Annotated in this window: 14 protein-coding genes; 8 read left to right on the top strand and 6 right to left on the bottom strand. The window is 70.1% G+C overall.

What is annotated here, in order from left to right:
- Positions 1-403 precede the first annotated feature (403 nt).
- Positions 404-6,460 carry a pullulanase-type alpha-1,6-glucosidase gene (gene pulA / locus DRB06_RS16835; RefSeq protein WP_220092983.1) on the top strand — a complete coding sequence of 2,019 codons (6,057 nt, stop codon included), beginning with the start codon at positions 404-406 and terminating at the stop codon, positions 6,458-6,460.
- A 295-nt stretch (positions 6,461-6,755) separates the two neighbouring features.
- Here the strand turns inward: pulA (DRB06_RS16835) and DRB06_RS06260 are convergent, their stop codons facing one another.
- Entirely contained in the window at positions 6,756-7,871 is a 1,116-nt protein-coding gene (locus tag DRB06_RS06260) for a hypothetical protein (RefSeq protein ID WP_108965599.1), read from the bottom strand.
- Between the two features lie 117 nt (positions 7,872-7,988).
- On the opposite strand from DRB06_RS06260, the gene DRB06_RS06255 reads away from it, so the two are divergent.
- Both DRB06_RS06255 and pulA (DRB06_RS06250) read left to right on the top strand, forming a co-directional pair.
- Positions 7,989-8,546 (top strand): TetR/AcrR family transcriptional regulator, encoded by a 558-nt coding sequence (locus tag DRB06_RS06255; protein ID WP_111819427.1) that lies wholly within the window; start codon positions 7,989-7,991, stop codon positions 8,544-8,546.
- A gap of 107 nt (positions 8,547-8,653) precedes the next feature.
- Complete coding sequence (gene pulA / locus DRB06_RS06250; RefSeq protein ID WP_111819426.1) at positions 8,654-11,494, top strand: pullulanase-type alpha-1,6-glucosidase; 2,841 nt, start codon at positions 8,654-8,656, stop codon at positions 11,492-11,494.
- A gap of 158 nt (positions 11,495-11,652) precedes the next feature.
- On the opposite strand, the gene DRB06_RS16930 is transcribed toward pulA (DRB06_RS06250), so the two are convergent.
- The 3 genes from DRB06_RS16930 to DRB06_RS06235 all read right to left on the bottom strand — a co-directional run bounded on the left by DRB06_RS16930 (position 11,653) and on the right by DRB06_RS06235 (position 14,044).
- Entirely contained in the window at positions 11,653-11,994 is a 342-nt protein-coding gene (locus DRB06_RS16930; RefSeq protein ID WP_073327891.1) for a DUF86 domain-containing protein, read from the bottom strand.
- Positions 11,991-12,476 carry a nucleotidyltransferase domain-containing protein gene (locus DRB06_RS06240; protein WP_083565434.1) on the bottom strand — a complete coding sequence of 162 codons (486 nt, stop codon included), beginning with the start codon at positions 12,474-12,476 and terminating at the stop codon, positions 11,991-11,993. Before DRB06_RS06240 ends, DRB06_RS16930 begins: the two co-directional genes overlap by 4 nt.
- Positions 12,477-12,559: 83 nt before the next feature.
- The gene (locus tag DRB06_RS06235; RefSeq protein ID WP_111819425.1) at positions 12,560-14,044 is read right to left on the bottom strand and encodes a replication-associated recombination protein A; all 1,485 of its coding nucleotides are present in this window, start codon (positions 14,042-14,044) and stop codon (positions 12,560-12,562) included.
- Positions 14,045-14,435: 391 nt separating this feature from the next.
- On the opposite strand from DRB06_RS06235, the gene DRB06_RS06230 reads away from it, so the two are divergent.
- The 3 genes from DRB06_RS06230 to DRB06_RS06215 all read left to right on the top strand — a co-directional run bounded on the left by DRB06_RS06230 (position 14,436) and on the right by DRB06_RS06215 (position 16,837).
- Positions 14,436-15,401: an SPFH domain-containing protein gene (locus tag DRB06_RS06230; RefSeq protein WP_111819424.1), complete on the top strand. Its 966-nt coding sequence runs from the start codon at positions 14,436-14,438 to the stop codon at positions 15,399-15,401.
- Between the two features lie 30 nt (positions 15,402-15,431).
- Positions 15,432-15,692 carry a hypothetical protein gene (locus tag DRB06_RS06225; RefSeq protein ID WP_111819423.1) on the top strand — a complete coding sequence of 87 codons (261 nt, stop codon included), beginning with the start codon at positions 15,432-15,434 and terminating at the stop codon, positions 15,690-15,692.
- A gap of 698 nt (positions 15,693-16,390) precedes the next feature.
- On the top strand, positions 16,391-16,837 hold the full coding sequence (locus DRB06_RS06215) for a TA system VapC family ribonuclease toxin (RefSeq protein WP_111819421.1): 447 nt from the start codon (positions 16,391-16,393) through the stop codon (positions 16,835-16,837).
- A 244-nt stretch (positions 16,838-17,081) separates the two neighbouring features.
- Here DRB06_RS06215 and DRB06_RS15815 read toward each other — a convergent pair whose 3' ends face one another.
- Entirely contained in the window at positions 17,082-17,615 is a 534-nt protein-coding gene (locus tag DRB06_RS15815) for a hypothetical protein (RefSeq protein WP_136194180.1), read from the bottom strand.
- 133 nt (positions 17,616-17,748) lie between these two features.
- Positions 17,749-20,388 (bottom strand): excinuclease ABC subunit UvrA, encoded by a 2,640-nt coding sequence (locus DRB06_RS06210; RefSeq protein ID WP_111819420.1) that lies wholly within the window; start codon positions 20,386-20,388, stop codon positions 17,749-17,751.
- 74 nt (positions 20,389-20,462) lie between these two features.
- On the opposite strand from DRB06_RS06210, the gene DRB06_RS06205 reads away from it, so the two are divergent.
- Both DRB06_RS06205 and DRB06_RS06200 read left to right on the top strand, forming a co-directional pair.
- Positions 20,463-20,933, top strand: coding sequence for a helix-turn-helix domain-containing protein (locus DRB06_RS06205; protein WP_073327881.1), 471 nt, complete (start codon positions 20,463-20,465; stop codon positions 20,931-20,933).
- Positions 20,934-21,176: 243 nt separating this feature from the next.
- Positions 21,177-25,626 (top strand): DEAD/DEAH box helicase (locus DRB06_RS06200; RefSeq protein ID WP_111819430.1); only part of this gene is annotated, 4,450 nt, incomplete at its 3' end.

The raw sequence follows: 25,626 nt of genomic DNA, 5'->3' as shown, positions 1-25,626 counted from the left end.
CCCATGAGACTCAACCGTCCCAGAAGTCATGAGACTCAACCGTCCCAGAAGTGTGGAGACAGCACAGTACCCCTACCGTACGAACCGTCGCAAGACGGTACGAATCGCTGACCAGAGCATACGAACCCTTATGCGAAGGTACGAACCGTCGCGTCTACACACAACCCCCCCAGGCCAACACACCCTCAAACCGGAAGAGCCGGTAACAGCGACCGACCTCGGCGATGGTTTCGACCGATCTCGGGGAGGAAGGGGTGTAAGGCGGGTGAAAGAGTTGCAGAGGTTGCAGGTTGCGGTTTCGTGTCGTACCCTCAGATGACCCGACCGGCGCCGTCAGGCTTTGGCCGGAAGCTACCTCGCCCGCCCAGGCGCGGGCGCGACATGCACAGACGAAGGAGTCACCGTGCGCTTGCATTCCTTGCATACTGGGCGGCTGAAGCGTTCCCGCGCCCTCGGCGCCGTCGCTGCCACCGCCCTGGCCCTGTCCACCGGGGCGATCGGTCTGGCCGCGCAGCCCGCCGTCGCCGTCGCCGACGAGGCCGCACCGGCATCCGTGGCCCTGGTCGGCTCGCTGCAGGATGAACTCGGCTGCGGAGGCGACTGGGACCCCGCCTGTGACGTCACCGAGCTGACCGACGCCGACGGTGACGGCACCTGGGAGTACACCGCCACCGTGCCCGCCGGCGCCTACGAGATCAAGGTCGCCCTGAACGACACCTGGGACACCTCCTACGGCAAGGACGGCGGCGCCGACAACATCCCCCTCACCCTCGCCGGCGACGCCGAACTCACCTTCACCTGGAACCAGGACAGCCACCGCGTCGGGCTCGCCTCCGCCGACCTGACCGGTGACTACACCGACGCCGATGCCGCCCTGGCCGCCGCCCCGGTACGCCAGGGCACCGCTGAGCAGTTCTACTTCGTGCTCACCGACCGCTTCGCCAACGGCGACACCTCCAACGACACCGGCGGGCTCACCGGCGGCAGTGACATCACCGGCCTGGACCCCACCGACAAGGGCTACTACCACGGCGGCGACATCCAGGGCCTGATCGACCACCTGGACTACATCCAAGACCTGGGCAGCACCGCCATCTGGCTGACCCCCTCCTTCACCAACCAGCCCGTTCAGGGCAGTGGCGCAGACACCTCCGCCGGCTACCACGGCTACTGGATCACCGACTTCACCTCCATCGACCCGCACCTGGGCGGCAACGAGGCGCTGGCACAGCTGCGCGACGCCCTCCACGCGCGCGGCATGAAGTTGTACCTGGACATCATCACCAACCACACCGCCGACCTCATCAGCTATGAGGAGGGCACCTACTCCTACGTCGAGACCGCCGACGTGCCCTACACCGACGCCGACGGCAACGTCATCGACATCTCCGCCCTGGCCGGTCGGGACGACTTCCCCACCCTCGACGCCGCCACCTCATTCCCCTACACGCCCGTGCGCAACGGCGACGTCATCCCCGAGGCCCTGAACGACGTCACCCTGTACCACAACCGCGGCGACTCCACCTGGACGGGTGAGTCCACCACCATGGGCGACTTCCAGGGCCTGGACGACCTGATGACGGAGAACCCGATCGTCGAGCAGACCTTCGAGGACGTCTACACCGCCTGGATGGACTTCGGCGTGGACGGCTTCCGCATCGACACCGTCAAGCACGTCAACTATGAGTTCTGGGAAGACTGGACCGCCGCCATCGACGCCCACGCCGAGGCCACCAACCCGGACTTCTTCACCTTCGGCGAGGTCTACGACGCCGATGCCACCAAGACCAGCCCCTACGTGCGTGGCACCGGCATGGACGCCACCCTCGACTTCGCCTTCCAGGCCGCCGCCCAGGGCTTCGCCCGGGGCCGGCCGACGACGAACCTGAGCACCTTCTTCGCCACCGACGACTACTACACGACCGACCACTCCAGCATCTACGCCGAGCCCACCTTCCTGGGCAACCACGACATGGGCCGCATCGGCTACCTGCTGGGCGGTGGGTCCGGCAGCGCGGACCTGCTCACCCGCTCCGAACTGGCCCACTCCCTGATGCTGCTGACCCGCGGCCAGCCGGTCATCTACTACGGCGATGAGCAGGGCCTGGCCGGCTCCGGCGGGGACAAGGACGCCCGCCAGGACATGTTCGCCACCCAGGTGGACCAGTACGCGAGTGAGCAGCTCATCGACGGAACCGTCGCCGGCTCCACCGACCGCTACGACACCGACTCCGCGCTGTATAAGCACATCGCCGAGCTCTCCCGGCTGCGGGCCACCACCCCGGCTTTGTCCACCGGCTCCCAGATCGAGCTGTACTCCCAGGACTCCGCCGGCGTATACGCCTTCGCCCGCGTGGACCGCGACGAGAAGATCGAGCACCTGGTCGCCCTGAACAACGCCGGCGAGGACCAGACCGTCACCTTCACCACTCTCACCCCCGGCGCCGCCTACACCCCGCTGTACGGCACCGACAAGGCGGTCACGGCCGACGCCGACGGCACCGTCACGCTCACCGTGCCCGCGATGAGCGCCGTCGTGCTGCGCGCCGACGCCACCGTCGCCGCCGCGGAGAACCCCACGGTCGGCTTCACCACCGCCTATGGGGCGAACCTGTCCGGCAGCACTGCGGAGATCGCCGCCGCCACCGCCGCCGACCGCTGGGCGGAGACCACCTTCTCCTACCGGCCGCTCGGCACCGAGGACTGGACCACCGTCGGCACCGCCGAGGACGACACCCCGCGCGTGTACGCGGACCTGTCGGCCGTGCCCACCGGCACCGTCCTGGAGGTGCGGGCGGTAACCACCGACGCCGCCGACAACCGGGCCGCCGCCTCCACCCTCGCCGTCGTCGGCGCGGACCTCACCGGCACGGAGCCCGAGGCCGCCCCGGAGGCCCCCATCGACGGCCTCGAGGTCACCATCCCCGGCGACCACAACACCGAGATGGGCTGCATCTCCGACTGGCAGCCCGACTGCGAGCAGGCGCTGCTGGCCCAGGACCCGGTCTCCGGCCTGTACACCGGCACCTTCGACATCCCCGCCGGCACCTGGCAGTACAAGATCGCCATCGGCGGCACCTGGGACGAGAACTACGGCGCCGACGCCGTCGCCGGCGGCGACAACATCTACTACACCACCGACGGCGGGCCGGTCACCTTCTACTACGACGCCCGCACCCACCAGGTGTGGAACGACGCCGAGGCCCCGGCGGTGACCCTGCCCGGCTCCTTCCAGGACGAACTCGGTTGTGAATCCGACTGGGACCCCGCCTGCCTGGCCTCGATCATGCGGCCGACCGGAGACGGGACGTGGACCTTCTCCACCGCGGCACTGCCCACCGGCTCCTATGAGGTGAAGGTCGCCGTCGGCCTGTCCTGGGCGGAGAACTATGGGGTTGACGGTGCCGCGGACGGCGCCAACTACTCCTTCTCCGCCACCGCGGGCAAGAGCGTCGTCTTCACCTATGACGAGTCCTCCCACCTGCTGACCATCGCCGTCACTGACCCGCCCGTCGCCGGCACCGGCGAGGAGCGCGCCTACTGGGTCGACTCCACGACGCTGGCCTGGCCGGTGAGCCTGCTGCCCGACGGCGTGACCCGTGCGGACGTGGTCGGCGACGACGGCACTCCCGCCGCCGACGCCCCCATCAGCCTGGGCCTGGTCACCTCCCCGGATGGCGGCGCCGCCCTGGCCGACGGGAAAGTGACGGGCGGCACCGAGACGCCGCTGCGCGTGCTCGGCAACCTGTCCGACGACGTCCTGGCCGCGCACCCCAATCTCGCCGACTACATCGCCGTCTCACCGACCGACGCCGACGGCAAGGCCCTGATGTCCGAGGCGGAGGTCGCCGAGGCCCTCAAGGGCCAGGTGGCCGTGGTCCAGCACGGCGCCGACGGCACCGGCGCGACCGCCTTCACCGGCGTGCAGACCGCCGTCGTCATCGACTCCCTGTACGCCGACGCCGTCGCCGACGCGCCGCTGGGCGTCACCTTCGTGGGCGGCGTGCCCGACTTCGCGCTGTGGGCGCCGACCGCCCAGGCGGTCACCCTGCTGACCTGGGACACGGGCACGGCCACCGGCTCGGCCGCCCTCGTGGACGGCGACCCCGTGCGCACCGCCGCCGTGCGCGGCGACGACGGCCGCTGGACGGTGGACGGCGCCGACGCCGGCATCACCGCCGGCTCCCAGTACCTGTGGGAGGTCAAGGTGTATGCGCCGTCCACCGGGAAGGTGGAGACCAACCTGGTCACCGACCCCTACTCGGTGGGCTTGACCCTGGGCTCGGCGCGGTCGGTCGCCGTCGACCTGTCCGACCCGGACCTGGCCCCCGAGCAGTGGACGTCCACCGCCTCCCCGCTGATCTCCTCCGACGCGGCCCGCACCATCTACGAGCTGCACGTGCGCGACTTCTCCGCCGCGGACGCCACCGTCCCGGAGGAGTACCGCGGCACCTATAAGGCCTTCACCGTCACCGACTCCGACGGCATGCAGCACCTGGCCGAACTCGCCGACGCGGGCATCGACACCGTCCACCTGCTGCCGACCTTCGACATCGCCTCGATCGAGGAGGACCGCTCCGCCCAGCAGGTGCCGGACATCCCGGCCGACGCCGGCCCGGACTCCACCGAGCAACAGGCCGCCGTGGGAGCGGTCAAGGACGCCGACGCCTACAACTGGGGCTACGACCCCTACCACTACACGACCCCCGAGGGCTCCTACGCCACCGAGGGCAACCAGGACGGCGGCGCCCGCACCTACGAGTTCCGCGAGATGGTCGGCGCCCTGCACGCCACCGGCCTGCAGGTGGTGCTGGATCAGGTCTTCAACCACACGGCCGGTGCCTGCCAGGACACCACCTCGGTGCTGGATCGGGTGGTGCCCGGCTACTACCAGCGGCTGGACGCCAAGGGCGACGTGCTCACCTCCACCTGCTGCCCCAACACCGCCACCGAGAACGCCCTGGCGGAGCGGCTCATGATCGACTCGGTGGTCACCTGGGCGCGCGACTACCACGTCGACGGCTTCCGCTTCGACCTGATGGGCTACCACTCGGTGGACACCATGAACCGGCTGCGCGCCGCCCTGGACGAGCTCACGGTTGCGAAGGACGGCGTGGACGGCTCGGCCATCTACCTGTACGGCGAGGGCTGGAACATGGGGGAGATCGCGGACAACGCGCTGTTCACCACCGCCACCCAGGGCCAGTTGGACGGTACCGGCATCGGCACCTTCAACGACCGGCTGCGCGACGCCGTCCACGGCGGCGGCCCCTTCGACGACGACCCGCGCACCTACCAGGGCTTCGGCACCGGGCTTTACACGGCCCCCAACGGATTGTCCAACAAGACCGAGGAGGAGCAGCTGGCCGACCTCGGCCACGCCACCGACCTGGTCAAACTGGGGCTGGCCGGCAACCTGAAGGACTACTCCTTCACCCAGTCCGACGGGACCGTCAAGCGTGGGGCGGAGGTCGACTACAACGGGCAGGCGGCCGGTTACGCCTCCAGTCCGGAGGAGACGATCAACTACGTGGACGCCCACGACAATGAGACGCTGTTCGACCTGGGCGTCTACAAGCTGGCCGCGGACACGTCCATGGCCGACCGGGTGCGCATGAACAGCCTGTCGCTGGCCACCGTGACGCTTGGCCAGTCGCCGTCCTTCTGGGCGGCGGGCACCGAGATGCTGCGCAGCAAGTCGCTGGACCGCGACTCCTACAACTCCGGCGACTACTTCAACGCGATCGACTGGACCGGGCAGGACAACGGCTTCGGCGCCGGGCTGCCCATGGAGTCCTCCAACGGCTCCAAGTGGGACATCCAGCGCCCACTGCTGGCCGACCCCGCGCTCAAGCCCACGGCGGAGGATATTGCCGCCTCCAATGCGCAGATGCTGGACTTCCTGCGGATCCGCACCTCGACGCCGCTGTTCCACCTGGGCTCGGCCGACGCCATCCAGGCCAAGCTCTCCTTCCCGAACTCCGGGACGGACGCGACGGCCGGCGTGATCGACATGCTCATTGACGACACCGTGGGCGACGACGTGGATGCCTCGCTGGCGGGTGTGCTGGTGGTGTTCAACGCCTCCGACACCGAGGTCAGCGAGACGATCACGGACCTGGCCGGCCGGGAGTTCGTGCTGCACCAGGTGCAGGCCGATGGCTCCGACGCCGTCGTCAAGGACTCGACCTTCGACGCGGCCACCGGCACCGCCACCGTCCCGGCGCGCACCGTGGCGGTCTACGTGGAGAAGCAGGCGGGTGGCTCCACCGAGCCGACGGCCGAGCCCACCGCAACGGTGGAGCCCACCGTCGTGCCCACCGCCTCGCCCACGGTTACCCCGGCTGCGCCCGGAGTCGTCGTGCTGTTCCGCGCCGGCGTGGTGGTGACCGTGGTGATCGCGACGGGCCTGTCACTGGCCGCGGTGGCCGCGTTCCTGCTCCGGCGTCTGCGCTTCTGAGCCGTAGCGCGTAACAACGCGGGCGGTGTCCGGGACCGAGTGATTGGTTCCGGGCGCCGCCCGCGTCGTCGCCCGCCGTCTGCTACGCGGGTTGGGCGTTAACAACGCTACTTAACGTTCTGCTGTATACCTCGGAGCCCTTCAGCAGACCGTTAACCGGCGTTGTTAACGGCGAAGTGGCGTTGCAGACGACCACCGGCCCCGCCGGCGCCGCGACGCCCGCCGGGACGGCCCCGAAGGCGCTCGCCTCCGTACCGTCCCGGCGGGGCTGGTGATGGTCTGCGCGGTCGAGGTGTCAGCTCACGCGGTCTCTGCGACTGCGGCGCGCGTTGACGTATGCGCCGAGTGCGAGCAGGGCGAGGCCGCAGACGATCCAGGCGGTCAGTACCCACGGGCTGGCTCCCATGCCGGCGCCGTCGAAGTACGCGGCGGAGCGCAGCCAGGTGCCGGCCGCACCCACCGGCAGCAGCTGCCCGAAGGTTCCCCATCCACTGGGGAGCCACTGCCAGCCGGTGGCGAGACCGGAGAGCGGGTTCGCCACGAACAGCATGAGTACGGCTCCGAGTCCGAAGCCCGCGTAGCCCAGGGTCTCCTGCAGGCCGATCAGAGTCAGGGAGATCGCCGCGATGCCTAGGCTCAGGCCCGCCCACAGCAGCAGGAAGGAGCCGTCGACGGCGCCGAACCAGGTCTGCAGCACGGCGGCGACGCACAGTCCGCCGAGCGCCGCGATTGCGACGGCCCCCAGGGCTCGCCTCCACGGGGAGGTGCGCAGCACCAGGCTCAGGATCACGCCCGAGGCCATGCCGCCGAACACGAGCGGCAGCGCGATGGCGGACAGTCCAACACCGGAGGGGTCGGCTTCCGTCAGCGGGGCGACGTCGGTGACGGTGACCGTCTGCGAGGCGCTCGCCTCCTGCTGCACCTGCAGGAGCGTGGCGGCGTCGGCGCCCTGCGCCTGGGCGGCGGCCACGGCCTGGGCGTCGGACTGCGCCTCCAGCGTGGTCGCGAGATTGGTCAGCAGGGCGGCGTAGGGACTGCCCGCGCCGGAGGCGGTGACGACCTCTATCTGTTGGCCGGACTCGTCGGCGGTGATGGTGATCCCGCCGATGGCCTCACGGTTCTCAACCGCGCCGGCCACAGCCTCGCCGTCCGCGACGACGGTTACGTCGAAGACCCCGGGTGCGGCGGTATCCAGCTGCGTCAGCAGCTGGTCCTGCACGGCCTGCGGCGCCGAGAGGGCCAGCGGCAGGTCCTGTGCCCCGGAGTTGATGGACGGGGCCAGGAACGCCAGGAGCATGAGGATGATGACGACGGGGATGCCGAGTGTGGCGAGCAGGAGCCCGCGGGTGGAACGCCGCGGGTCCGAGGGTGTGTTGGAAGCCGACGCGGCGGTAGGGGTTAGGGCGGTCATCGGTTGCTCGATTCTGTAAGTGGAGTAATTCGCTCCGGAAGTGATCCGGAGCGTATCGCTCCGGATGTAGTCTGGGCAAGTCCGCGGGACCGGCTCGCGGGGGAGAGGAGCATCACCATGCGGGTGGACGCCGTCGCCAACCGGGACTCGATCATCAAGGCGGCCCGGGAGCTGTTCGCCGACGTCGGCGTCGACGTCCCCGTCAGAAGGATTGCCGCGGAGGCGGGAGTCGGGATTGGCACGCTGTACCGGCATTTTCCAGACCGGATGAGTCTGGTGGTCGGGGTCGCCGACGAGGTCTACGAACAACTTGATGCGGTCGCGGGGCGCTGCGAGCAGGCGTGGGACCGTGACCCCGAGGCCGCCTGGGCCGGTTTCGTGCGTGAGGTGGCATCGTTACGACTGGGCCGGCTGCTGACTCAGGTCGGTACCCGCTCCGAGCTGTTCGAGGCCGGCGGACTGGGACCTGCACTGCGCGAGCGCGCCGTCGCGCGCATCTCCGGTTTGCTTCAGGCGGCCCACGCTGCCCGATTGGTGCGTGAGGAGGTGGACCCGGTCCGCTTTCAGATCGGCGTGGTGGAGGTGTCGCGGCCGCTGGGGGCGATCGTCGATGAAATGGCTCCCGGCTGGCAGGACTGGCTGGTCGACGTCTACTTGCGCGGCCTGCGACCCTGAGGGCGAGCGCGCCGTCCGGGCCGCGCTGCTGCGGTGTCTTGACACAGCTTGCTACTCCCCGGAGGCATCGGACTACACTCGGCGCCAACAGGCAGGAAGGTGTTCCTATGGCCATCGTCGTCCCGGTGCATCACGACGCCCCGGTCCGCCACGAGCTCCCCGGCGTCGGAGAGGCCCGCGCCTACTGGGTGGACGAAACCACCCTGGCCTGGCCGGACGACCTGATGCCGGCGATGGTGGACGTCGAGGCGCTGCGCGTGCGCCCACCGGTCGGCACCCCGGCTCACACCCCCGTCACCTTCGGCCTGGTCGCCGCCCCCGCCGGCGGTGCTCGCCTGGTCGACGGCATCCTCGATCCGGGTCCCGAGGGCGAGGAGATCCCCCTGTGTATCCACGGCTCGCTGGAGGACCTGCTCGGTGAGGAGGCCATGGCCGCTCACCCCGCCCTGCGCGGCTACCTGGCCCTGTCCCTGGAGGACGAGTTCGGCGGTCGCCGCGTGGAGCGCGAGGACATCACCATGCTGCTGGCCGGCCAACTCGCAGTCGTCCAGCGCACCGCCGCGTCCACCGGCGGCTGGGTCACGGCCTTCACCGGCGTGCAGATCTGGCCGGTGCTGGACCGCCTGTACGCCGACGCCGCGGCTCGGGACGGCTCGGCGCCCCTCGGCGCCCACATCGCCCCCGACGGCGCCCCCGCCTTCGCCCTGTGGGCCCCTACCGCCGTCGACGTCACCCTGCTCGCCTGGCCCACCGGCGACCCCACGGGCTCCGTCCCGCTGGTCGACGGCGATCCGATTCGCGTGCCCGCATACCGCGCCGAGGCCGAGTCCTGGGACGGCCGCTGGGAAGTGGACGCGAGCAGTTCTCGTGCCGCGGGCATCGACGCCGGCTCCCAGTACTTATGGGAGGTACGCGTGTACGTCCCCGCCACCGGGGCGATTGAGACGAACCTGGTCACCGACCCGTACTCGCGGGCACTGACCGTCGACTCGCGCCGGAGCGTCGTCGTCGACCTGGGGCAGCGCGCCCTCAAACCGTCCGCCTGGCGGGAGAACCTCGGCCCCATCGTCACCAATGACGCGGCCCGCGCCATCTACGAGCTGCACGTGCGCGATTTCTCCGCCGCCGACACCTCCGTCCCCGAGGAGCTGCGCGGCACCTATGCCGCCTTCACGCTCGCCTCCGACGGCACCCGCCACCTGCGCAGTCTCGCGGCCGCCGGTATCGACACCCTGCACCTGCTGCCCACCTTCGACTTCTGCTCCGTGCCCGAGGACCGTGCCGCCCAGCACAACCCCGAGATTCCCGCCGACGCCTCCCCGGCCTCCCGACGCCCCCAGGCCGCCGTCACCGCCGTCGGCGACTCCGACCCCTACAACTGGGGCTACGACCCCTGGCACTGGCTGGCTCCCGAGGGCTCCTATGCGCGTGCGGGCTGCCAGGACGGCGGGGCGCGCGTGCGCGAGTTCCGGGAGATGGTCGGCGCGATCCACGGCATGGGTCTGCAGGTGGTGCTCGATCAGGTCTTCAACCACACCGGGGCCTCCGGGCAGGATCCTCATAGCGTGCTCGACCGGATCGTCCCCGGCTACTACCACCGCCTCGACGCCGCCGGGAACGTGGAGATGTCCACCTGCTGCAACAACATCGCCACCGAGCACCGGATGGCCGAGCGGCTCATGATCGACGCCTGCGTGTCCTGGGTGGTCGACTATCGGGTGGACGGCTTCCGCTTCGACCTGATGGGCTACCACTCGCTTGAGACCATGGCCCGGCTCCAGGACGCGCTGGCGGAGGTCGCGGACGACGCCGTCGGCCACCCCATCTACCTGTACGGCGAGGGCTGGAACATGGGGGAGGTGGCGGACAACGCGCTGTTCACTCAGGCCACCCAGGGGCAGGTCGGCGCGCTCGGCATTGGCACCTTCAATGACCGCGTCCGTGACGCCGTCCATGGACGCGGCGCGGACACCGACCCGCGGGTGCCGCAGGGCCTGGGCAACGGCGAGCTGACCGACCCCAACGGCTTTGACGACCGCTCCGAGGAGACTCTGCGGAACGACCTCGCCTGGCGCGCCGACCTGGTGCGCCTGGCCCTGGCCGGGAACCTGCGGGACTTCGAGCTGCCCGGTCCCGACGGGCAATGGGTCAGGGGGGAGGAGATCCGCTACGGCGAGGAACCCGCCGCCTACGGGCTCGCCCCCAGCGATTCCATCAACTACGTCGACGCCCACGACGACGAGACCCTGTTCGACCGGCTCGCCTACAAGCTGCCGCTCGGCACCCCCATGGCCGAGCGCATCCGCATGAACACGCTGTGCCTGGCCACCGTCACGCTCGGGCAGTCCCCCTGCTTCTGGGCGGCGGGCACCGAGCTGTTGCGCAGCAAGTCGTTGGACACCGACTCCTACAACTCCGGCGACCACTTCAACGCCATCGACTGGACCGGGCGCGACAACGGTTGGGGTCGGGGGTTGCCGCCCGCCGCCCGCAACTTCGACACCTGGGTGGTGCAGGCCGGCATCCTCATGCACGAGGATCTGCGTCCCACCGCCGCGGATATTGCCGCCGCTCAGGAGCAGGCCCTCGACCTGTTGCGGCTGCGGCGCTCCAGCCGGCTGTTCTCCCTGGGGACGGCCGCGCTCATCCGCGAGCGCGTCTCGTTCCCCACCGCCGACGACGCCGCCCCGGGGCTGGTAATCATGCTGATCGACGACGGCGCCGGGGACAGTGACATTGACCCCGACCTCGACGGGCTGCTGGTGGTCTTCAACCCGGAACCCGGCACCGTCAAGCAGCGGGTCGACGCACTGATGGATCGCTACTTCGAGTTGAGCGACATCCAGATGGAGGGCGCCGACCCGATCGTCAAGGACACCCGCTTCGACGCCAACACCGGCGTCATCACCGTCCCCGGACGCACCGTCGCCGTCCTCTACGAGCGCTGACAGTCGCTCACCGTGCCCCCTCGCCGAGATCGGTCGATATAACCATCGAGATCGGTCGACGTTACCGTCGAGATCGGTCGATATGGCGTTGCGCGGTGAGTCGGTATTCCCTATCCGTGACGGAGTACCTGCTGTTGCAGACGAACAGTCGGACAGTATCAGTTGCTGCTGAGTCTTTGATGCAGGGAACGAAGGGTCGCAACCAGCGCTGGCACGTCACGCTGAACGGTCGCTGACACGATGGTTGGATCGACTTGCAGGTAGCCGTGAGCAATGCGATTGCGCATTCCTCTTAGGAGGTGCCATTCCCCTTGGGCTGCCTCATCTCGTAGACGGGGTGGGAGCGCGCCGAACGCCTCAATGCCTGCAGCCAGGCGGAGCGATATCGCGTCAAGAGTCATGGGGTCGGTGATATCACGCTGAGCGTAGGCCTGTGCGGCTTCAAAGTGGTAGAGGGCTTCATCGATGAGCTCAAGCGGCGTGCGACTCGTGGGAGTCATAGGGGGACCGCCTCTCGGAGAACGCGATCGCGCATATAGGGGGCGACAGCGGAGTCGGGGACAAGGTCGACGCTGGTCCCCAGGATAGTTTCAAGGCGGGCCTCGAGCCGCTCCAATTCCATGAGGCTCATGGGGTGATCCATTTGAAAAAGCAGGTCGATATCTGAATCCTGGTGGTCTTTGCCGGTGGCTACCGAACCGAAAACCCTCACGTTGGAGCCCCCGGCCTCCTTGATGCACTTGGTCACCTCGGCGCGACGCGCACGCAAGCAACGAGCAAGCGGAGTTGTCCCATGAAAGTGGAGGAGGCGCGACACCTCGGGTTGAGAACGACCGATTTGGGTGGCGATCTCGGTTTGCGTCATGCCTGCGCGATGGGCGGCACGTACTGCAGAGACCAGACGCGCGCGCGCTTCGCGCACGTCCGCGTCGGTTTTCCGCGCGATTGTTGCGAGTTCGGAGGCAGAAGAAGGTGCCGCCATGGGCTAAGTATAGCAACTCTTATGCACGAAGGTGAACCGAATGCGTGTGGCCCGCCCGCGCTCGAGTGGTGGTTGCTGAGGCATCAGTTGTCGGAGCGGAGCTTGGCGCGCAGGTCGTCCCAGTAGGCCAGGCGCTCACGGATGCGGCGCTCCTGCCCGTTGGCGGTGGGCTCGTACAGGCGCTCGCGCTGCTCGCGCGGCGGCAGGCCCTCCGGCATGTAGTCGGCGCCGGAGAAGCCCTCGGGGGTGTCCGGGTCGTACTGGTAGCCCTCGCCGTAGCCGAGCTCCTTCATCAGCCGGGTGGGCGCGTTGAGTATGTGCGCCGGCGGCATGAGCGAGCCGGTTTGCCGCGCAAGTTTCATCGCCCGTCCCAGGCCCCGGTAGACGCTGATCGACTTCGGCGCCGTCGCCAGGTAGACGACCGCCTGAGCGATGGCGAGCTCGCCCTCCGGGGAGCCCAGCCGTTCGTAGGTGTCCCACGCGGCCAGGGTCATCTGCAGCGCGCCGGGATCGGCCATGCCGACGTCCTCGGAGGCGAAGCGCACCAGCCGCCGCGCAATGTAGAGCGGGTCCTCTCCGCCGGCGAGCATGCGTGCCAGCCAGTACAGGGCGGCGTCCGGGTCGGAGCCGCGCATGGACTTGTGGAGTGCGGAGATGAGGTTGTAGTGCTCCTCGGAGGACTTGTCATACAGGGGCGCCCGGGAGGCGACGACGGCGGTCAGCGCCTCTTCGTCCAGCTCGGCCGGACCGGTGGATGCGGCCTCCGCGGGCGCCGCGGCTCCCGCGGAGGCATTGTCGGATTGTGTGCTCGCAGGTCGACCAGCGGTCGCGGCTGGGACGATGCCGCTGCCCTCCTGTAAGCCCGTCACCCCTTTGGAGTCCGCATAGCCGACAACCTGCTCAACCATGCCCAGCAGGTAGCGGCCGTCGCCGTCGGCCATGGTCAGCAGCGCGCGACGGGCGCCGTCGGTCAGCGGCAGTCGCCGACCGAGCAGCGCCTCGGCGCGGGCGAGGAGTTCGGCCAGGGCGTCGTCGTCGAGGCGGTGCAGCACCAGTACCTGGCAGCGGGACAGGAGCGCCCCGTTGAGCTCGAAGCTGGGGTTCTCGGTGGTGGCGCCCACGAGCACCACGGTGCCGTCCTCCACATACGGCAGGAAGGAGTCCTGCTGGGCGCGGTTGAAGCGGTGGATCTCGTCGACGAACAGCAGCGTTCCCTGGCCGACCTCACGGCGGCGCGCGGCGGCGGCGAAAACCTTGCGCAGGTCGGCCACGCCGGAGAAGGTGGCCGACACCTGCTCGAACACCAGGCCGGTGCGGTCCGCCAGCAGCCGGGCGATCGTCGTCTTCCCGCAGCCGGGTGGGCCCCACAGGATGATCGAGGCCAGGCGTCCGGCCGCGACCATCCGCCCTAGCGGCGCGTCCGCGGCCAGCAGGTGGTCCTGACCGACGACGTCGTCGAGTGTGCGCGGCCGCAGCCGGTCCGCCAGCGGGCGAGTGGGGTCGTCGACGATCGGGCCGCCGGCGTCGGCCGCGGCGTCGAAGAGCGAGGGCGCGTCCTGCGGGGTCATGGCACCAGGCTACGGGGCCGGCCCGACGGCGTGCACAGCTACTGGGCTCGTCTCACCTCCCAGGCGGTGGCTCTACCCGTGCCGAGTTCACCTGTGTAGGAGGTCAGAACCAGGGCCCGGGCTCGGTCAAGGTGGCACGGAATGCACCGCTTTAGGAGCCTGCCCGGTAGTGAGCGCTCGGTGATTCGGCGGAATCGGGCCGTTTCTGACAGCGTGGTGCGCGCGATGTGATTGAAAGTGGTGCATCTGGTGACAGGCGTGGGCCTGCGGGTGGGTGGCGGCAGGGGAAGGAGCTTGCCTCCCGTCAAAAAATAGCTATCATATTGCTATAGCTGCTGCGGGAGTCGGGAGGGGTTCGCCTCCGCCGCTGCGGCTGGAACCGGAGGTCGCCATGTCCACGACGCCGCGCGTCACTGCTCCCCAGCAGGACCCCGTCCCTGCTGCAGGACGTGTCGATATAGCGGAGAGGCCCGTCACCTGCGTGGGGGCCGGGCTTGCCTTCTTAGGCCTGTTCACGTTGCTGTTGGTGTTCGCCGGATCGGTGCTCGCCTTCGGTGTCGGCATTACGGTGATAGAGAAAGGGGATGAGAGTGGCGGTCTCCCGCTCGCGGGTGGGGGTCTGCTCGGGGCCGTCTTTGCGGTCGTATTGCTATTAACGTCCTTCGCGGTGGTCGCACCGGGACAGACCAGTGTGCGCCAGTTCTTCGGCCGCTACATCGGCACCGTGCGCCGCACCGGCCTGGTCCTGCTGCCGCCGCTGACATCCGGCAAGAAGGTGTCCATCAAGGTCCACAGCTTCGAGACCAGCGAGATCAAGGTCAATGACCTGGACGGCAACCCCGTGGAGATCGCCGCCATCGTCGTCTGGCAGGTGGCCGACACCGCCCGCGCCGTCTTCGCCGTCGAGGCCTACGAGGACTTCATCAAGGCGCAGGCCGAATCGGCGCTGCGGCACGTGGCCACCACTCACCCCTACGATGAGTCCGGCCCGGGCGAGACCTCGCTGCGTGGCGGCACCGATCTGGTCTCCGCCGAACTCGCGGAGGAGGTCGCTGCGCGCGTGGCGATTGCCGGCCTGGAGATCATCGAAGTGCGCATCTCCTCGCTCGCCTACGCCCCGGAGATCGCCCAGGCGATGCTGCAGCGGCAGCAGGCCGGCGCCGTCATCGCCGCCCGCGAGCAGATCGTCGAGGGTGCGGTGACCATGGTCGACCAGGCCCTCAAGCGGCTGGAGGCCGACGACATCGTGTCCATGGACGACGAGCGTCGCGCCCAGATGGTCTCCAACCTGCTGGTGGTGCTCTGCTCCGACCAGCGCACGCAGCCCGTTGTCAACACCGGCTCCCTGTACGCCTGAGGGTCGCCTGCGCGGATTCGGAGGATGCCGATGGCAGGCGGTAAGCGCAAACAGGTCCTGCTGCGGCTCGACCCGGCGGTCCACGCGGCCATCGCCAAGTGGGCCGCCGACGACCTGCGCTCGGTCAACGCCCAGATCGAGATCATCCTGCGCCGCGCGCTCGACGACGCCGGCCGGGGCGTAAAGGCCGCTCCCATGCGGGGTAGGGGCCGGCCCCGGAAGGACGCCGACGGCGCTGGACGCGCCAGCGGCGAGGACGGCGGCGCCGGTGGGAGTGGTGCCGGGGGTTGACGGCGCGAGTGGCGTGGAGTCGGCCGGTGGCGGGAGTGCCGTTGGCGCAGTCTGGCAGCGGCGCGGTGGCCACGGCGGGTGAACGCTCCTAGGTCGTGTTGTGTAAGTCGTTTGTGCTGGTGGGGCGGTGTTGGCGATGTGGGTGGTGTCTGGTTCTGGTAGCGGATGGTGAGTTCGTCGTATCTGGTGGCTACGGGGCTCCAGCTTGAGTGAGCTGTGTGCACCCGTCGAAGGGGGCGAGTGGGTCTTGCACCGCCCCGGTTGGACCGCCCACGCCCCGGTTGGACCGCCCTAACCGGCGGCTACGGCGGTCCAACGGGGGAACAGGGGTCCAACCGGGGAACAGCGGTCCAACTGGCAGGCTCAACAGCCACACACCGCCACCCAAGCACTTACACAACAGGACCTAGACGGATCGGGCCGACTGTGCTGGGAACGCACTATTGACGCAGTGATGCGGTGATGCGATGATGTTTTCATGCGTACAACGCTGGATATCGATGATGATGTTCTCGCAGTGGCGCGGGAAAGGGCACGCCGGGAGGGCATCTCCCTAGGCCGGGCCGTGTCGGACTATGCGCTGCGCGGGATTCGCGGCAACGGGGCCGAACAGGGCTCTCGCGGGGTTCCGGTCTTTTCGCCTCCGAGCGGGCAGTCGGTTCACACCGTGACTTTGGACCTCGTTGAGAGGTACCGCGATGGTGACGCGTGACCGCCTCCCGCGCCTACTCGACGTCAACGTTATGCTCGCTCTTTCCCTCACCAATCACGTGCATCACGCGGTGGCCGGCCATTGGTTTGAAGGTGTGGGGTCTTGGGCCACGTGCCCGTTCACCGAGGCCGCGTACTGCAGGCTCCTGTTGAACCCACGAGTCGTCGGATTCGAGATCGGCGTTCCGGAGGTACTGAGCGGGTTGCGTACTTTTTGTGCGGTCAAGGGGCACGAATTCATAGAGGACTCGGCCTCGTTGACTGCGCCCCTCATCCAACTCGAACGAATGGTTGGGCATCGTCAGGTCACCGACTTCCACCTCGTGGACCTGGCGGCGCGCTCCGGAGCTGTGCTCGCGACGCTAGATGCGCGGATACCAGCAGCTCTTGCGAAGAACGACCGCCGCTTCGTGGAGGTCATACCAGTCGACTGACGTGACGCAGTCCGGATGTGGGGTCGGGGTGTCCGGATCTATGACAAACGGGCTCGACGGTGTTAGCGGCTGCGGACGAATCGTTGGAATTATGCGGGTGCCGAATCGGGCCTGGCGGGCGTCGACGGTCGTTTGTCATCGATTTGGACACCGCGTCTCCGGACAGCCGGCTCGCAGGCCGTCGGGCGGGCAGTGGCGGTCTGTGCAGCTCCGATGACGCCGACCTCAACCGGCCTCGACATCCTCAAACCCGAAGAGCCACCCGACCGTCCTGCAAATTGACCAGCAGGACATCGCCGGGTTCCCTCCGCGGACTACACACAAGCCACCCATTGCGCGGTGTTGTGGCAACATCTATTCCGTCGAGCGCGAGTCGACCGGTGGACCAGGCAATGCCGGCCGCTGACACCGCCACGATGTTCAAGTCAGTGATGAGCAGTAGCAGCCGCGGATCTTGAATGTACCGCGTATCGACAACCGAGCGGCGGGCCTGTCTGATCTCCACGAATGAATGCGGGTCACGAGTGTCGCCTAGAAACGGTGTGCCGCGACTAATGATGCATGCGACCCACTCCTTCGGTGTCGCGTACACCCCGGTAAGAGCACGAATACCCGGTCGGGCGGAGTGAATCCCGAGGGTGTACGCGGCAGCGTCGTCAGGCTCCACAAGGTAGGTCACCATATAGGCCCCGAGGTTGCTCCCTATCTCGTGGTCCGGTCCTTCGGGCGGCAGATCAATGGCGCTGATGCGGTATCTGGCCGCGCCGAATGGGTCCATCGACTCTCAGCCTACTGCGCGGGCTGGCGACAGCTGGGGCTTGAGGGAGTGGTGCCCGTCTCCGCTGCAACTTCGACCGACTTCGGTGGTGATATCGACCGACTTCGGTGGTGATATCGACCGATCTCGATGGTTACTTTGACCGACCTCGGTGAAGGTGGGTGGCGAGGTAGCGGCCGGTGAGGCTGCCGGTGCGCTCGGCGTCGGCGGCCAGCTGCTCCGGGGTGCCGGCGGCGACCACGCGGCCGCCCGCCTCGCCGCCGCCCGGGCCCATGTCGATGACCCAGTCGGCGTTGGCGATCATGTCCAGGTCGTGCTCGATGACCACCACGCTTGCGCCCCGCTCCACCAGCCGGTCCAGCACGCCCAGCAGCACGCGCACGTCCAGCGGGTGCAGGCCGATGCTCGGCTCGTCGAGCACGAACACCGTGCCGTGCTGGTCGCGGCCCAGGTCTGCCGAGAGCTTCAACCGCTGCGCCTCGCCGCCGGACAGGGCCGTCGTCGTCTCCCCGAGCGTCAGGTAACCCAGTCCCAGTTCGGACAGCAGGCGCAGGTGGCGGCGCACCTTGGGCAGGTCGGCACAGACCCGTTCGGCCTGGTCCACCGTCAGCGCCAGTAGCTCCGGCAGGGACAGCCCCGCGGCATCCCGGCCGCCGTCGTCCCCGTTTGTCTGGTGGCCATCGCCCCCGTCGGCCTGCCGGTCGCCCGCCGCCCGGGCGCCTGCGGCCCCGCCGCCCGGCACTCGGCGGATTTCACGCGCCGCCTCGCCGTAGCGGGAGCCGTCGCACTGGGGGCAGACGATGTCGACGTCGGGCAGGAACTGCACGTCCAGGACGATCTGGCCGGTCCCGTCGCAGTGTTCGCAGCGCAGCGAGCCGGTGTTGTAGGAGAAGTCGCCGGCCTTCAACCCCGCCTGGCGCGCGGCCGGGGTGCGCGCGTACACGCGCCGCAGCTCGTCCATGACCCCGGAGTAGGTGGCCACGGTTGAGCGGACGTTCGTGCCGATGGGGGAGGCGTCGACGACGACCACTCGCTGTGTCTGCTCGGTCTGGATGGAGGTGGCCGGTGCGGGCAGGGGGGCGTCGTCGGCGAGCGCGCGCAGTGCCGGCACCAGCGATTCCAGCACCAGGGTGGTCTTCCCGGAGCCGGATACTCCGGTCACGGCGGTGAGCCGCTGCTCGGGGATGGCGACGTCGAGCGCGTGGACCGTATGGATCGGTGCGGTCTCCAGGTGGATGGCGCCGTGGGCGAAGGCCTCGTCGGCCTCGGCCCGCTCGCGGCAGACGACCTCCGCCCGGCCGGTGATGAACGGGGCGATGCGACTGGCCGGGTCGGCAACCGCCTGCTCCACCGGCGCGTTGACCACGATCTCGCCACCCGCCTGCCCCGAGCCCGGACCGATCTCCAGCAGCCAGTCGGCCTCGCGCAGCAGGGCGACGTCGTGATCCACCACCAGCACCGAGTTCCCGTCCGCCAGCAGGTCCCGCACCACGCCGGTCAGACCGTCCAGGTTGGCCGGGTGCAGGCCGATGCTCGGCTCGTCGAGCACGTAGAGCACCCCGGTGGTGCGGTTGCGTACGGCGCGGGCCAGCTGGACGCGCTGCCGCTCCCCGGTGGACAGGGTGGAGGAGGCCCGGTCCAGGCTCAGGTAGTCCAGGCCCAGATCCAGCAGGCGGCGGGCGGTGACGGTGAGCTCGTCGACGATCTGTCGGGCCATCGCCACCAGCTCTTGCGGCATGGTGTCCGGGATGCCGGCCGCCCATTGCACCAGGTCGCCGAGCGGGAGGCGGCACGCCTCGTCCAGGCCGATGCCGCGCACCTTCGTGGAGCGCACCGCCGCGGACAGGCGGGAGCCGCCGCAGTCCGGGCAGACGGCCTCGTGGAGGAACTTCTCCACCCGCTTCATGCCGCGCTCGTCCTTCACCTTGGACAGCGCGTTCTCCACGGTGTGCACCGCGCTGTAGTAGGTGAAGTCCATTTCGGCGGCCGTGTTGGTCTTCTCGTTGACGTAGAAGAAGTGTCGCTTCTCCGCGGGGCCGTGGAACACGATCTCCCGCTCCTGCTCCGTCAGCTCGTGGAACGGAACGTCTGTGCGCACGCCCATCTCCCGCACGATGTCCTTCATGATCGACCACATCAGGTTCTGCCAGGGGGCGACGGCGCCCTCATCGATGGACAGCGACTCGTCGGGCACCAGGCTCGCCTCGTCCACGGTGCGCACGACGCCGGTGCCCTCGCAGCGGGGGCAGGCACCCTCGGAGTTGAAGGCCATCATCTCGGCGCCCGGGCCGTAGAACTCCACCCCGCAGGTGGCGCAGGTGGTGGGGACCTCGAGGGCGACGTCGGTGCTGGGCGCATTGGGGTGGCCGTTGGGGCAGCAGTGCGAACCCAGGCGGGAGTAGGCCAGGCGCAGCGAGTTGAGCACCTCGGTGGAGGTGCCGAAGGTGGAGCGCACGCCGGGTACGGGCGGACGCTGGTGCAGGGCCAGGGCGGCGGGGACGTGGAGGACCTCGTCGACGTCGGGGCGGGCCGCCTGCGTCAGGCGCCGGCGCGTGTAGGTGGACAGCGACTCCAGGTAGCGGCGGGCGCCCTCCGCGTAGAGCACCCCCAGGGCCAGGGAGGACTTGCCCGACCCGGACACGCCCGCCACTGTCACCAGTTTCCGCAGCGGCACCTCGACGTCGATGTTCTTGAGGTTGTGCACGCGAGCGCCGCGCACACTGATGGTGGTCGGGCTGGACGGGGCAGTGCTGGCGGGTGCGGTGGCTGGCATGGGGCTCAGGCTACGTCGAGGCGCCGACACAAACACGCCGCAGCGTAATAGCATTCCTGCTATACACTTTGAGCATGAGGCGCTTCAACATTGATGCGGCGCCCGAGCTCATCCGTGCCGCACGACGTGACGCGGGGTTGACGCAGACCCAGTTGGCTGAACGTGCTGGCCTGCGCCAGCCGAGTCTGGCCCAGATGGAGTCGGGCAGGCGTTCCGTCTCCGACGAAATGCTGGAACGCGTCCTGCGTGCGGCCGACTACCGTCCGTCCATTCCGCTCGCCGCACACGCCGATGAGATCAGCGCCAGTGCCAGGGCTCACGGCTTCGCGAATCCGCGGGTGTTCGGCTCAGCGTTGCGCGGTGAGGACACCTTCGACTCCGATATTGATCTGCTGGTCACGCCCGCCCCCGGCACCGACCTGTTCGATCTGGCCCTTTTCGCCGCCGAGGTTGAGGAGCTCACGGGATTCCCGGTCGAGGCGGTGGCTGATACCTCGGTGCCCGATGCCCTCAAGAGCGCCGTCCGAGAGGCGGTGCCGCTGTGAACGACGCCGTCAGTCGATGAATGATGACCTGTTCTGGGCGGCGGTGACACAGAGGGTGCCGGAGATCCTGGACCGATTGATCGAGGAGTTGGCAGGGCCGGAGGAACGCTGACGGGCAAACGGCTCGTGGGGCGCCGCCCCCGCTCGAGCCAGAGCCGGCTGTCACCGCCGTCCGAGACGGCTGCGGGGTGTGGGCCAGAATGGGACCGATTAATGTCGGCGGTCGCGCCTATCCTGGCCCCGATGCCGCCCACACTGCCCGCTGCCTTCACTGCCGCCACGCGCGCCTGGTTCGACGCCGCCTTCCCCGCCGGGCCGACGCCGGTGCAGCGGCGCGCCTGGGAGGCGATCGGCCGCGGCGAGAACGCCCTGGTCATCGCCCCCACCGGCTCGGGCAAGACCCTGGCGGCCTTCCTGTCCGCCATCGACCGCCTCGCCCGTCCCGTGGCGCAGAAGGCCCAGGGTGATGAGCCCACCTCGGCCGGTGCCATCCCGGCCGACCTCCGCCCCGCCCAGCAGCCGCGCGGGCGCGGGGTGCGGGTCCTGTACATCTCCCCGCTCAAGGCCCTCGGCGCCGATGTGGAGCGCAACCTGCGTCGTCCCCTGGCCGGCATCACCGCGGCCGCCGCGGAACTGGGCGTGCCCGCGGCACCGATCGCCGTCGGCATGCGCACGGGAGACACCACCCCGGCCGAGCGGCGCCGCCTGCGCACCAGCCCGCCGGACATCCTCATCACCACCCCGGAGTCGCTGTACCTGATGCTCACCAGCGCGGTGCGCGAGACGCTGCGCACCGTGGACACCGTGATCGTCGACGAGATCCACTCCTTCGCCGGCCAGAAGCGCGGCACCCACCTGGCTCTGTCGCTGGAGCGGCTGGACGACCTGTTGCCCCGCCCCGCTCAACGCATCGGCCTGTCCGCGACGGTCCGCCCGCCCGAGGAGATCGCCCGCTTCCTGGGCGGCCCCCACCCGGTCGGCATCATCGCCGACGACGACGCCCACGCCCCTCCCGATGTGACCGTCGCCGTGCCTGTGACGGACATGGCCCGCGTCCCGGCCACGCTCGACCGCCACGAGCGCGCCCTGCGGGGTGCGCCCGGCCGTGGGGGCCCGGACGGAGGGACGGGAATCGGCCGTGGCCCAGGCGGAGGGGTGCGGGCAGGCGGCACTCGCCCGGACGGCCCGACCGGTGCCGCTGGCGGCAGAGGCAGTCGGCAGGCCTGGCGCAGCGATCGGGCCCTGCGTGCCGCCATGGCAGGCGAGATCGCCGGCACCGGAGGATCCGCCGGCGCGGGCGCCCCGGCCCGCATGACGGCCTCCATCTGGCCGCATATCGAGCACGCCCTGCTGCAGCAGGTCCTCACCCACCGCACCACGCTGATCTTCGTCAACTCCCGGGGCGTGTGCGAGCGCCTGACCGCGCACCTGAACGAGGCCTACGCCGCCCATCTGGCCGAACGAGGCGCCGCGTCCGCCCCGGCGGCCGCTCGGGCAGGAGACCGGGCCGCCGCGGCGGGCACGCAGGCCGCCGAAGACCCGGCCGCCATGGAGGACGCTGCTGCGGAAGGCACCGCCACCGCATACCGGGCCACCGCCGAGGACCCGGTCGACCCGCCACCCAGCATCCCCGAGCCCGTCCGCCACCACGAGTCCTGGGAGATGGGCGCCTCCCAGCACACCCAGCCCCTGCCGGCCGACGCCCCGGTGATCGCCAAGGCCCACCACGGCTCGGTATCCAAGGAGCAGCGCCGCCTGGTCGAGGAGGAGCTCAAGTCCGGCGAGCTGCGCTGCGTGGTGGCGACCGCCTCCCTGGAACTCGGCATCGACATGGGCTCCATCGACCTGGTCCTCCAGGTGGCGCCCCCGCCTTCGGTCGCCGCCGGATTGCAGCGCGTCGGCCGGGCCGAGCACCGCGTCGGCGGGCGGCCCCGCGGGGTCATCTACCCGATCGAACGCACCCAGCTCGTGGACGCGGCCGTCGTGGCCGAGGGCATGCGCGCCGGCAGCATTGAACGCACCGCGCTGGTGTCCAACGCGCTGGACGTGCTCGCCCAGCAGACGGTGGCCGCCGTCGCCGTCGAGGACCGCACCGCCGACGACTGGTACGCCACCATCACCCGCGCCGCCCCGTACCGGGACCTGCCCCGCACCGCCTTCGACTCCGTGCTGGAACTGCTCGCCGGCGGCTACGCCTCCGCCGACTTGAGCGACTTCTCCCCACGGATCATCTGGGACCGGTCCACCGGCGCACTCACCGCCCGCCCCAATGCCCAGCGCCTGGCCGTCGCCGCCTCCGGCACCATCCCCGACCGCGGCATGTTCCCGGTGATGCTGCCCGAGGGCGACGCCGCTACCGGCCGCCGCCGCGTGGGGGAGCTGGATGAGGAGATGGTCAACGAGTCCAGCGTCGGGGACGTGATCACCCTGGGTACCGCCTCCTGGCGCATCCGCGAGATCGGGGCGGACCGCGTCGTCGTCGACCCCGCCCCCGGCCGCAGCGCCCGGCTGCCCTTCTGGCGCGGGGAGGGGGCCGGCCGCCTGGCCGCCACCGGTGCCGCCAAGGGCGCCTTCCTGCGCCAGGCGGCCGCGGCCCTGGGTGACGGCGGCTTCGGGGACCCGCCCCAGCCGGAACTGACCGACCGCCTGCGCCGCGCCGGCATGGACGCCGGCGCGCAGGCCAACCTGGTGGCGCTGCTGCGCGAGCAGCGGGCGGCGACCGGCGTCGTCCCCTCCGATACCGACCTGGTGCTGGAGCGGTGCCGGGACGAGGCCGACAACTGGCGACTGATCCTGCACAGCCCACTCGGCCGCCGCGTGCACGAGCCCTGGGCCATGGCGATCAAGGAGCGGACCCGCCGCATGCTGGGGATCGACCCGCAGATCGTCACCGCCGACGACGGCATATTGCTGCAGACCCCGCCCACCGAGCAGCCGCCGGGCGCGGAGCTGTTCATCTTCGATCCGGCGCAGATCGAGCAGCTGGTGCGCACCCGGGTGGACCAGACCGCCGTGTTCGCCGCCCGCTTCCGCGAGTGCGCCGCCCGCGCCCTGCTCATTCCCTCCGCGCGCCCCGGCCGCCGCACCCCGCTGTGGCTGCAGCGGCTGAAGGCCGGTCAACTCCAGGAGGCCTCCCGGCAGTTCGCGCGCTTCCCTGTGCTGGTGGAAGCGGCCCGCGAGTGTCTGCAGGACGTGTGGGACCTGCCCGCCCTGCGCGCCCTCATGGAGCGGCTGGCCGCCGGGGACGCGCGTGTGGTCGAGGCGGTAACGCAGGTGCCCTCGCCCTTCGCCGGGCCGCTGCTGTTCGGCTACACCGGCACCTTCCTGTACCAGTACGACCTCCCGCACGCCGAGCGCCGCGCCCAGCTGCTCTCCCTGGATCCCGACGCCGTGGCCGAGCTTGTGGGCGACGGCGGCATCGCCGACCTGCTGGATGAGGAGGTCATGGCGCAGGTCGAATCCGAGCTGCAGCACCTGGCGTCCGGGAGGCAAGCGCGGGCCGACGCCGAGGGGCTGGCCGACCTGCTGCGTGAACTCGGCCCGCTGTCGGCGGGGGAGTTGGCCGCCCGCTGCCGGGGCGACGACGGCGAATCGGCGGTGCGCGGGCAGTCTGAGACTGCCGCCGCGGGCGAGGATGCGGACGCCGGCGGCGTCGATGCCGCTGGTGGTGCCGCGGGAGGGGACGAGACCGCCGGTGATGTTGGGGGCGGGGCCCCTACGGGAGTGCGCGTGGGGCTCACGGCGCTGGAACGGGCGCGGCGCGCCTTCCCCGTGCGCGTGGGCGGACGCGAGTGCTGGGCGCGCACGGAGGACGCGGCCGCCCTGCGCGACGCCCTCGGGGTCCAGGTGCCCGACTGGGCGGTGCGGCCCGCTGAGACAACGTCGCCCGCACCGGTTGAGCCGGCTGCCGGGCAGGCGGAATCGGGTGTTGAATCGCCCGCCGTCGGCGTCGCGGGGATTTTGGGTGCTCCCGCGGTCGCTGCGGAGGCTTCGGCACCCCGTGGGGCGCTGGCCGACCTGGTGCTGCGCCACGCCCGCACCCATGCTGAGGTGACCGCCGAGGCGGTGGCCGGGGCCTTCGGCCTGGGCATTTCTGTGGCCGCGGACGCGTTGAAGGCGCTGGCCGATGAGGGCGCGCTCATGCGTCTGAGCGGCGGCGCGCAGGTCCGTTGGATGGCACCCGAGGTGTTCACCCGGGTGCGCAACCGCTCCCTGGCGAAGGCGCGGGCCGCCGTCGAGCCGGTGCCGCCCGCGGCCCTGCAGCGGCTCGTGCTGGAGCGCGCCGGTATCACTGCGCGTGCGGAGGAGGCGGGTGCCGCGTCAGCGGCGGCGGGTTCGCCGGGAGCGCAGGGTTCGCCCGGAGCGCCCGGTACCACCGGCGGCAGTGGCGCATTCGGCGTCGCCCCAGGGCTCGGCGTGGAGGCGCTCGCGGAGGCGATTGCCGCCCTGGAGGGCGTGTGGCTGCCCGCCGGGCTCTGGGAATCCGTGGTTTTCCCGGCGCGCGTGGTCGGCTACCGGCCCGCCATGCTCGACGACCTCATCGGCTCCGGAGACGTGATCTGGGTGTGCCGGATACCGGACGGGGTCACGGTGGGCGAGATCGCCTTCTTCCCATCCGACTCCCCGCTGGCGCCCGTCGCCGGAGCGCCCGTCGGTGCGGGCGAGTACGACGCGGAGGAACAGTGGGCGCTGG

The organism is Actinomyces sp. Z5 (assembly GCF_003287795.1).
GTDB lineage: Bacteria > Actinomycetota > Actinomycetes > Actinomycetales > Actinomycetaceae > Actinomyces > Actinomyces glycerinitolerans.
This window is presented reverse-complemented; position numbering and strand designations above follow the sequence as displayed.